Source organism: Sphingomonas sp. Leaf257, assembly GCF_001422185.1.
Lineage (GTDB): Bacteria > Pseudomonadota > Alphaproteobacteria > Sphingomonadales > Sphingomonadaceae > Sphingomonas > Sphingomonas yabuuchiae.
Genome location: NZ_LMMH01000031.1, coordinates 1 through 1,151, shown reverse-complemented (window position 1 = coordinate 1,151; position 1,151 = coordinate 1). Strand labels below are relative to the sequence as shown.

1 pseudogene is annotated in these 1,151 nt (G+C 63.8%); it reads right to left on the bottom strand.

The features are described 5' to 3' along the window. Positions 1-811 precede the first annotated feature (811 nt). Positions 812-1,151 (bottom strand): annotated as a pseudogene (locus ASF14_RS22330) (TonB-dependent receptor domain-containing protein); the annotation flags it as partial.

The window sequence follows — 1,151 nt, the reverse complement described above, 5'->3', positions numbered from 1 at the left end:
CCGCGGAAGATATCGAGCGGCACGCAGTTCGGGTCGGTGCCGTTGATCTTGGCCACGCAGGTCGGCACGCCGTTGACGTTCACGACGTTCAGCGCGCGGGCGATATTCTGGCCCGACGGTGCCCAGTTGCGGTTGATCGCGCTCTTGGTCAGGTTGTTGGCCCAGACGCCCCCGACATCATAATGCCAGGCCGAGGCGAAATCGCCGCGTATGCCCAGAGTGGCACGGTGATAGACCTGCTCATAGTCGATCGTGCGCGTCGGATATTGCTGGAACCGATAGCCGAAGTCGATCGGCACGGTCGCGGCCGTACCCGCCAGCGCGCCGCACAGCACCTGCGCCTGCTGCGCCGACATCAGCGGGTTGTTGCAGTTCAGCTGATACCCGCCCGCGCCGTTGGTCTGCTCGCCGATCGTGGCGGGCAGGTACGTCCCCTGGCTGGTGTTGCGGGTGAACATGTAGCTGCCGTAGAATTCGGCCCARTCGGCCGCCTTGAACGACAGGAAGCCGCCCGCATTGTACCGCTCATTGGCGCGCAGCATCTGATAGCTGTCGTCCATGCGGTTCTGGCGGTCGGTGGTNGCTGGCTGCGCGCGTTGAGCCAATCGGCCGCCTTGAACGACAGGAAGCCGCCCGCATTGTACCGCTCATTGGCGCGCAGCATCTGATAGCTGTCGTCCATGCGGTTCTGGCGGTCGGTGGTCGCATCCTGGGTGTTGCGATAGGGGCGGAAGACGCGGCTGCCGTCGCTGGCATTGATCTGCGCCACGCGGTTGTTCAGATTGTAGATATAGCCGTAACGCGAATAGANCTGGGTGTTGCGATAGGGGCGGAAGACGCGGCTGCCGTCGCTGGCATTGATCTGCGCCACGCGGTTGTTCAGATTGTAGATATAGCCGTAACGCGAATAGAGCGTGGTGTCACAGCTCAGCGCGCCGTCGATGCCCGCCTGCAACAGGTGRCAGGACTGGGTCGAACGCGAATTGTACGGCAGRTTGTCGGTCTGGCGATAGCTGAAATAGCCCGACACCGACAGCCGGTCCTCGAACAGCTGGGTYCCCGCCGCCACGTTGATCGTCGCGCGCGCGCCGTCATTGGTCCAGCCCAGCGGGGTGGGGAAACCGCGCGACTTGGCGGTGTCGGTCACGACG